Consider the following 7,832-nt stretch of genomic DNA (forward strand, 5'->3'; position numbering starts at 1 on the left):
CTAGTGGTTCTCCTTGGCATGGTTGATCGTGTACTTCGGGATCTCGACGGTCAGGTCCTCGTTCGCCACGATGGCCTGGCAGCTCAGGCGCGATTGCGCCTCTAGCCCCCAGGCCCGGTCAAGCAGGTCGTCCTCGCACTCCTCGACCTCGTTGAGGGAATCGAATCCCTTGCGCACGATGCAGTGGCAGGTCGTGCAGGCACAGCTCATGTCGCAGGCATGTTCGATCTCGATGCCGTTGTCTAGCAGCGCCTCGCAGATCGAGGTGCCGACCGGCACGTTCAGCTCGGCGCCCTCGGGCGCCAGTTCAGGATGGGGCAAGACGGTGATCTTGGGCATGGTCTCTCCCGGCTGCTCAGTGCGCACGCGGCTTCTTTGCCGCTGCGTTGCCACTTGCACGCCGTGGCACGGCGCCGGTGCGCGCTTCGGGCTCGTCGTCGCTGGTATCGAGTTGCTCCAGCGTGTGCAGGATCGGGCAGTCGGGCCGTTCGTCGCCGGCGCAGCACCGGATCAGCGCCTTGAGCGTCTCGGCCATCTCCAACATGCTCGCGATGCGCCGGTCCAGCTCGGAGATGTGCTGCTGCGCCAGGCGCTTGACGTCGGCACTCCGGCGCGACTTGTCGTTCCACAGTCCCAGCAGGTCCGTGATCTCGGCCACCGAGAAGCCGAGGTCGCGCGCACGCCGGATGAAGTGCAGCCGGTGTACGTCGTCCTGGCTATAGGCGCGGTAGCCCGAATCGTTCCGGTCGGCCGGGGGAATCAAGCCGATCTGCTCGTAGTAGCGGATCATCTTGGCCGAGACCTTCGAGGCCTTGGATGCTTCACCGATGTTCATGGTGTTCCTCCTTTCTCAATGAGCGGTATCCGCCGCCAGCGGCGGCTGGAAGCGGCGCAGGCGCAGCGCGTTGCCGAGCACGAACACGCTGGACAGCGCCATCGCTCCGGCCGCGAAGATCGGCGACAGCAGCACACCGTATGCGGGGTATAGGACGCCAGCGGCCACCGGGATCAGGGCCGTGTTGTAGCCAAACGCCCAGAACAGGTTCTGGCGGATGTTGCCGATGGTGGCCTTGGACAGCGCGATGGCGTTGGGCACACCCTGCAGGTTGCCGGACATCAGCACCACGTCGGCCGACTCCACCGCCACGTCGGTGCCGGTGCCGATCGCCAGGCCCACGTCGGCCTCGGCCAGCGCCGGCGCATCGTTGATGCCGTCACCCACGTAGGCGATCTGGCCGTGGGTGGCCTTTAAGCGGCGCACGGCTTCGACCTTGCCCTCGGGCAGCACTTCGGCCACCACCTCGTCGATGCCCAGTTGCTTGGCGATGGCCTGCGCGGTACGCGCGTTGTCGCCAGTGATCATCGCCACCTTCAGGCCGAGCTGGTGCAGCGCGGCAATGGCCGCGGGCGTGCTGGACTTGATCGGATCGGCCACCGCGATGATGGCGGCCAGTCGGCCGTCGATCGCGGCGTACAGCGGCGACTTGCCCTCATTGCCCAGGCGCTCGGCCGTGCGAGCGAAGCCGCTCACGTCCAACCCCAGCTCACGCATGAAGCGATCGGCACCGACCTCGACACGCGCGCCGTCCACGGTGGCGCGCACGCCCATGCCCGTGACCGAATCGAAGTCTGTCATCGTCGGCAGCGCGATGCCACCTTCCACGGCCGACTCGACGATGGCGCGTGCGATCGGATGCTCCGAGCGCGATTCGACAGAGGCGACCTTCGCCAGCACCTGGTTGCGGTCAAAGCCGTCGGCAATCTCCAGGTCGGTCAGGACCGGGCGGCCCTCGGTCAGCGTGCCGGTCTTGTCCACGGCCACCACCTTGGCGTCCTTGAGCAGTTGCAGGGCTTCACCCTTGCGGAACAGTACGCCCATCTCGGCGCCCCGGCCCGTGCCGACCATGATGGAGGTCGGCGTCGCCAGACCCATGGCGCACGGGCAGGCAATGATCAGCACCGCCACGGCATTGACCAGCGCGAAGGACAGCGCGGGCGACGGGCCGAACACCAGCCAGACCAGGAAGGTCAGCACGGCGGCCAGCATGACGGCGGGCACGAACCACAGTGTCACCTTGTCCACCACGGCCTGGATCGGCAGCTTGGAACCTTGCGCCTGCTCGACCATGCGGATGATCTGCGCCAGCATGGTCTGACCGCCCACGGCGGTGGCACGCAGCGTCAGCGCACCCTTCTGGTTGACGGTGCCGCCGACCACGGTGCTGCCTTCCGCCTTTTCGACGGGAATCGGCTCGCCGGTGATCATCGACTCGTCCACGAAGCTGCGGCCCTCGGTCACTTCACCATCGACCGGCACGCGCTCGCCGGGGCGCACTTCCACGATGTCGCCCTGCGCCACGTCGTTGATCGGGATGTCCACGATGCGGCCGTCGCGCAGCACGTGCGCCTCCTTGGCCTGCAGGCCGACCAGGCGCTTGATGGCCTCGGAGGTGCGGCCCTTGGCCCGTGCCTCAAGAAAGCGGCCCAGCAGGATCAGCGCCACGATGACGGCGGCCGCCTCGTAGTACACGTTCACCGTGCCGGCCGGCAGCAGACTGGGCGCGAATGTGGCGACCATCGAATAGCCGAAGGCTGCGGCCGTGCCGACCGCGACCAGCGAGTTCATGTCGGGACCCAGGCGGAACAGCGCCGGGAAGCCCTTCTCGTAGAAGCGCCAGCCCGGAATGGCGAGCACCAGCAGGGTCAGCACGAACTGCAGATACCAACTCTGCTGGATGCCGATGGTGGAAGCCACCCACTCATGCATGCCGGGAATCATGTGCGAGCCCATTTCGAGCACGAACACAGGCAGCGCCAGCACGGCGGCCAGGGTCAGGTCGCGCTTGAGTTCGGCGCGCTCGGCGTCCTTCTTCTCGGCGGCTTCCTCGTCGGCCTGCGCGCCGGTATCCACCGGGTTGGCCTCGTAGCCGACCTTCTCGATGGCCGCGATCAGGTCCGCCACGGCGGCCACGCCGCGCACGGTGGCACGCTCGGTCGCGAGGTTGACCGTGGCCTCGGTGACGCCGGGCACGGCCTTGAGTGCCTTCTCGACGCGGCCCACGCAGGAGGCGCAGGTCATGCCCTCGACCGCCAGTTCGACGGTGCCAGCCGGCACGTCGTAGCCGACCTTCTCGACCGCCTGGATCAACGCGATGCGATCGACAGGACTGGCCAGGCGGATGTCCGCCCGCTCGGTGGCGAGATTGACGGACACGCTGTCCACGCCCGGCACCTTGGCCAGGGCGGCCTCGACTCGGCCGACGCAGCTCGCGCAGGTCATGCCCTCGATGGGTAGGCTGATCGCTGCTGCGGTGGCACGAGCATCACTCGTTATTGGCATGCTCATGGTTGTTTCCCATAGTTGATATTCGACATGGGGGAGCTTAGGGTTTACCATCGTGGGAAGGTCAAGCGCTTTTTTCGGGTACTGTCAGGTTTCAGAAATGGCCCGGCGCACGGGGGAAACGAGGGGCCTTGGTCGCCAGGCTCGCCCTGGTCCCGGGCTGTGCGCGCGCTCAAGCGGTCGCAGCCTCGTTGATCCTGAAGGGCACGAACAGCCGTTCGAGGGTAGGAATTTTTGAGAGATGACTCCACGCAAACCAGCCAGTGCCCCACCGAAGGGCCCAAGCACCGATCTGGCCTCCCTGTCACAGAATGACGTGACCATCCTGGCCGAGACTTTCCGGCTCCTGGGCGATCCGTCGCGGCTCAAGGTCATGCTGTGCTGCATGAAGGGGTCCACGTCGGTAAGCGACATCGCGGAAGCCGTCGAACTCTCGCAGTCGTTGGTCAGCCATCACCTTCGACTGTTGCGTGGAGCCCGTCTGGTCAAGGGCGCGCGCCAGTCCAAGCAGATCTTCTATGAGGTAGCGGACAAGCACGTGAGCCAGGTGCTGCTGGACATGGCCATCCACATCGTTGAGGACAACAGCGACGACTAGCCTTGGTGCGAAACAGCCCTTACCGCGTCCCGTGAGGCCTATCCTTTCGGCCAGATCCGGTGCAAGTCATCCACGACCAGCACGTGATGGTGCCCGCCTTGGTTCGCGTGCTGACGCAAGTGGGGGTGATCCGCCGACAGGTTCGGATGGTCATGGGCCAAGTCCGACGGGTCGCTGGCCGGCCACAGCCGAAGCGCCAGCGCCACGCCAGCTAGGCCGATCAAGGACATGACGACGAACGTCGATTGCAGCCCCATGGCCGCGCCGAAGCGTCCGGCCAGCGGGTAGCAGATGAGCCAGCAGGCGTGCGACAGCGCGAAGTGGGCCGCGAAGATCGCTGGACGGTCCTCGGCGTGGGCCGAGCGGCGCAGAAGACGGCCGGATGGCGTCTGCGCCACGCTGTAGCCAAAGCCGATCACCAGCCACAGCGGCAGCAACAGCGCATAGCTCGGCAGCAGTGCGCCGATCGCCGTGCCCACGACGAGGACAGCGGCGCCGGTGAGCATCGCGGGTCGGTCGGCTACTTTCTCCAGTAGGGACGGCAAGACGAAGGCGGCCACCATCGAGCCGCCTCCGAACGCCGCCAGTGCCCACGCCACCTCGACTTCGCCCAGGCCGAAACGCGCCTTCACGAGCACCACCGTGTTCACGATCACCATCGCGCCGGCCGCCGAGACGGCCAGGCTGATCGCCAGCAGGCCCCGCAGGCGAGGCGTGGCGAGGTAGATGCGCGTGCCGCGCGTCGTTCGCTCCCAGATGCCGCGGCGCGGGCCGGGGACGGACGTGGGCAACCGCACGCTGACCACGAGAGCGGCTGAAACGAGGAAACCGAGCACCGTTCCCGCGAACAGGTTGTGAAAGCTGATGACGGTCAGCAGCGCGGCGGCCAGCATCGGGGAAATCAGGCTTTCCAGGTCGTAGGCCAGCCGGGACAGCGACAGCGCCTTCGTGTAGTCCTCTTCGTCGGGAAGGATGTCCGGGATGGTGGCCTGGAAGGTCGGCGTGAAGCCGGCGGATGCCGCCTGCAGAACGAAGATCAGCAGGTAGATCTGCCAGACCTCGGTGACGAAGGGCAGGCACAGCGCGACGGCCGCTCGCACGAGGTCCAGCGCCACGAGCAGCGAGCGCCGCGGGAGCCGGTCGGCGAAGGCCTGCGCGACCGGCGCGACCCCCGCGTAGGCCAGCATCTTGATGGCCAGCGCCGTCCCGAGCACCGCGCCTGCATCCGCGCCGGCCAGCTCGTAGGCCAGCAGGCCGAGCGCCACCGTCATCAGGCCGGTGCCGACGAGCGCGATCACCTGGGCGGTGAACAGGTGGCGGTAGGTGCGGTTATTCAGGACGGAGAGCATCGGACGGCCTCAGAGCAGTTTGGTCAGCGCCTTCATTTCGGTCAGAACGGAGTCCTCGTCATGGGACAGGCAGTGGTCGATGTGGTCGTGGATCAGGACGCGCTTGGCCGCCGTCACCGCGCTTTCCACCGCCGCGAGCTGGCGGGCGATGTCGAGGCAGGTTTCTCCCCCTTCGATCATCCCGATGACGTGCCGCAGATGCCCCTCGGCGCGCTTGAGCCGCTTCACCAGGTCGGGATGGGTGGTGTGCTTATGCATGTCTTCCATGCTGAAATCATATCCCCCCAGGGGGGATACTGCCACTGGATGTTAGATCAACGGCTGCTTGCCAGGCGGGGGGAATGGTCGCCGAGCCAGGCTAAGGCAATTGCCCGGAGCGGCATCCCGGCCGTGGTGAGACGCGAACACAAATGTGTACAACAATTCACATGAAAACATGTTCATGTGTTATATTTTGAGCCACAGTCAAAGACCCAGTTTCCCGAGGCCCCATGTCCCAATCCCACGCACATGACCATGGTCACGATCACGACCATGATCATGACCACACCCCGACCGTGACCAGCGCCAACGAGCGCAAGGTCCTGCTGTCCTTTTTCCTGATCTTCGGCTTCATGGTCGTGGAGGCCGTCGGAGGCGTGCTGTCGGGCTCGCTGGCCTTGCTGGCCGACGCGGGCCACATGCTGACCGACGCCGCGGCGCTCGCACTGGCCTACGCAGCATTCCGGTTCGGCCGCCGCGCGGCCGACAGCAAGCGCACCTTCGGCTACCTGCGCTTCGAGGTCATCGCCGGTTTCCTGAACGCCGTGACCCTGTTCGCGATCGTCGCTTGGATCGCCTACGAGGCGTGGGAGCGGCTGCAGGCGCCGCCCGTGATCCTGGCCGGCCCGATGATGATCGTCGCCGTGCTCGGCCTGCTGGTGAACGTGCTCGTGCTGTGGATCATGACCCGCGGAGAGACCGATCACGTCAACGTGAAGGGGGCCATCCTGCACGTGATGGGCGACCTGCTCGGCTCGGTCGGCGCCATCGTCGCTGCGATCGTCATCTACCTCACGGGCTGGACGCCGATCGATCCCATCCTGTCGGTCCTGGTCGCGGCGCTGATCCTGCGCAGCGCATGGAAGCTGCTCGCCAAGTCGATCCACATCCTGCTGGAAGGCGCGCCGGAGGATGCTTCGCCGGAGAAGGTGGAGCAAGGCCTGATGGGCGCCGTGCCGGGCCTGGCGGCCGTCAGCCACGTTCACGTGTGGCAGCTCACCTCCGGGCGCACGATGGCCACGCTGCACGTTCGCCCCAACGTGGACGAGGAAGCACGCGCCGTGGTCAAGCGCGTCGAAGCGGTGCTTCGAGAGCAATTCAGCATCGAACACGCCACGGTCGGGATCGACTGGAACTCGGGCACCGACGAGAACGTCTGCAGCTTGCAGCCCACGTCGGAGCGTCAGGACCACAGCGGCCACGATCACAGCGGTCATGACCACAGCGGGCACGACCACAGCGGCCATGATCATGGCAATCACAAGCATGGCGGCGGGCACAGCCACGGCCATGACCACGACCATTCCGCTCCTGGTCACAGGCATTGAGGCCGCGCGAGCCGGCTCGCACTCCACTTGAGGATTTGCATCCATGACGTCCCGCAAAACCACCAGCGCCGACACCGCGCAATGCTCGACCACCAGCCACGACGCGGCGACCGATGCCCTCGCAATGTCGCAAAGTGACGTCGCTGTTCTGGCCGAGACCTTCCGCCTGCTGGGCGACCAATCGCGATTGAAGATCCTGCTGCAGTGCATGCATGGCTCGGTCGCCGTGGGGGACATCGCCGAAGCGCTCGACCTGTCGCAGTCTCTGGTCAGCCATCACCTGCGGCTGCTGCGCGGTGCGCGCCTCGTGCGCGGCGAACGCCAAGCCAAGCACATCTTCTACAGCATCGCGGACCAGCACGTCAGCCAGGTGCTGCAGGACATGGCGGTCCACATTTCCGAGGACAAAGCCGACGACTGACCAGGCCCAAGCACCCAGGCGAATGGCAGGTTGCGAGGCGCCGGTACCCACGCCGCCGGTTAGCCTCAAGGACGTCCTCGATGCGGCCTGGGCGCAACACCCTGAATCGCGGGCCCTGCCTGGGCGCCGGGATGCCGCGCAGGCACAGCAATGGGCAGCGGCAGCTTGGACGCCTGAGCCTCCCGCGCTCGCAATCACCCACAAGACCGACCGGTTCAACCGCACAACGGCACTCGTGAGCTGGATGTCGGAGTGGCCACAGCGACGACGCGGGGTTTTCCCACCACCTTGTCCATGCAGCCTGCCCGCTAGGGCAACCCAAAGGGCTTGACCTTGCCTTCGTTGTAACGCCTAGCCTCCACACAAATTTCTGCAGAGCGCTTCGGAAGGGCCGGAGTCCTGCATCCAAGAAAGGGGCACTTCCATGCGTAAAAAAATCAGAATCGTTGTGGTGGCAGGCGTCATCGCAGCCGTCGGGGGCATAGCGATTGCCGCCCGCGACGCCAAGGACGAGGGCAAGGCCGCGGCGCCC

At 66.2% G+C, this 7,832-nt stretch carries 8 protein-coding genes; 3 read left to right on the plus strand and 5 right to left on the minus strand.

The genetic code is table 11. The annotated features are described in order from the left end of the window. Genes fdx through N7422_RS15645 form a run of 3 tightly spaced genes read right to left on the minus strand, consistent with a single transcriptional unit; the run spans position 1 to position 3,346 of the window. Complete coding sequence (gene fdx / locus N7422_RS15635) at positions 1 to 339, minus strand: ISC system 2Fe-2S type ferredoxin (protein WP_008786744.1); 339 nt, start codon at positions 337 to 339, stop codon at positions 1 to 3. 16 nt (positions 340 to 355) lie between these two features. Next, positions 356 to 835 (minus strand): Cu(I)-responsive transcriptional regulator, encoded by a 480-nt coding sequence (gene cueR, locus N7422_RS15640; protein WP_008786743.1) that lies wholly within the window; start codon positions 833 to 835, stop codon positions 356 to 358. A 15-nt stretch (positions 836 to 850) separates the two neighbouring features. Further along, positions 851 to 3,346, minus strand: coding sequence for a heavy metal translocating P-type ATPase (locus N7422_RS15645; protein WP_008786742.1), 2,496 nt, complete (start codon positions 3,344 to 3,346; stop codon positions 851 to 853). Positions 3,347 to 3,584: 238 nt separating this feature from the next. Between N7422_RS15645 and N7422_RS15650 the strand changes: the two genes are divergently transcribed. Then, positions 3,585 to 3,941, plus strand: coding sequence for a metalloregulator ArsR/SmtB family transcription factor (locus N7422_RS15650; RefSeq protein ID WP_008786741.1), 357 nt, complete (start codon positions 3,585 to 3,587; stop codon positions 3,939 to 3,941). 38 nt (positions 3,942 to 3,979) lie between these two features. Here N7422_RS15650 and N7422_RS15655 read toward each other — a convergent pair whose 3' ends face one another. Together N7422_RS15655 and N7422_RS15660 are read right to left on the minus strand one after the other, a co-directional pair. Further along, the gene (locus tag N7422_RS15655; protein ID WP_008786740.1) at positions 3,980 to 5,290 is read right to left on the minus strand and encodes an MFS transporter; all 1,311 of its coding nucleotides are present in this window, start codon (positions 5,288 to 5,290) and stop codon (positions 3,980 to 3,982) included. Between the two features lie 9 nt (positions 5,291 to 5,299). Beyond that, entirely contained in the window at positions 5,300 to 5,557 is a 258-nt protein-coding gene (locus N7422_RS15660) for a metal-sensing transcriptional repressor (protein ID WP_019396551.1), read from the minus strand. Between the two features lie 224 nt (positions 5,558 to 5,781). Here N7422_RS15660 and N7422_RS15665 point away from each other — a divergent pair, with 224 nt between their 5' ends. Further along, the gene (locus N7422_RS15665) at positions 5,782 to 6,879 is read left to right on the plus strand and encodes a cation diffusion facilitator family transporter (protein WP_008786738.1); all 1,098 of its coding nucleotides are present in this window, start codon (positions 5,782 to 5,784) and stop codon (positions 6,877 to 6,879) included. Positions 6,880 to 6,922: 43 nt separating this feature from the next. Further along, a complete protein-coding gene (locus tag N7422_RS15670; protein ID WP_008786737.1) occupies positions 6,923 to 7,300 on the plus strand; it encodes a metalloregulator ArsR/SmtB family transcription factor in 378 nt (125 codons plus the stop codon). The last annotated feature ends 532 nt before the right edge of the window (positions 7,301 to 7,832 follow it).

It is taken from the genome of Pseudomonas sp. GD04091 (assembly GCF_029836165.1).
Taxonomy (GTDB): domain Bacteria; phylum Pseudomonadota; class Gammaproteobacteria; order Pseudomonadales; family Pseudomonadaceae; genus Aquipseudomonas.

Coding starts and splice junctions, on each gene's coding strand:
- fdx (WP_008786744.1), bottom strand. CDS start 339: ATGCCCAAGATCACCGTCTTGCCCCATCCTGAACTGGCGCCCGAGGGC.
- cueR (WP_008786743.1), bottom strand. CDS start 835: ATGAACATCGGTGAAGCATCCAAGGCCTCGAAGGTCTCGGCCAAGATG.
- N7422_RS15645 (WP_008786742.1), bottom strand. CDS start 3,346: ATGAGCATGCCAATAACGAGTGATGCTCGTGCCACCGCAGCAGCGATC.
- N7422_RS15650 (WP_008786741.1), top strand. CDS start 3,585: ATGACTCCACGCAAACCAGCCAGTGCCCCACCGAAGGGCCCAAGCACC.
- N7422_RS15655 (WP_008786740.1), bottom strand. CDS start 5,290: ATGCTCTCCGTCCTGAATAACCGCACCTACCGCCACCTGTTCACCGCC.
- N7422_RS15660 (WP_019396551.1), bottom strand. CDS start 5,557: ATGGAAGACATGCATAAGCACACCACCCATCCCGACCTGGTGAAGCGG.
- N7422_RS15665 (WP_008786738.1), top strand. CDS start 5,782: ATGTCCCAATCCCACGCACATGACCATGGTCACGATCACGACCATGAT.
- N7422_RS15670 (WP_008786737.1), top strand. CDS start 6,923: ATGACGTCCCGCAAAACCACCAGCGCCGACACCGCGCAATGCTCGACC.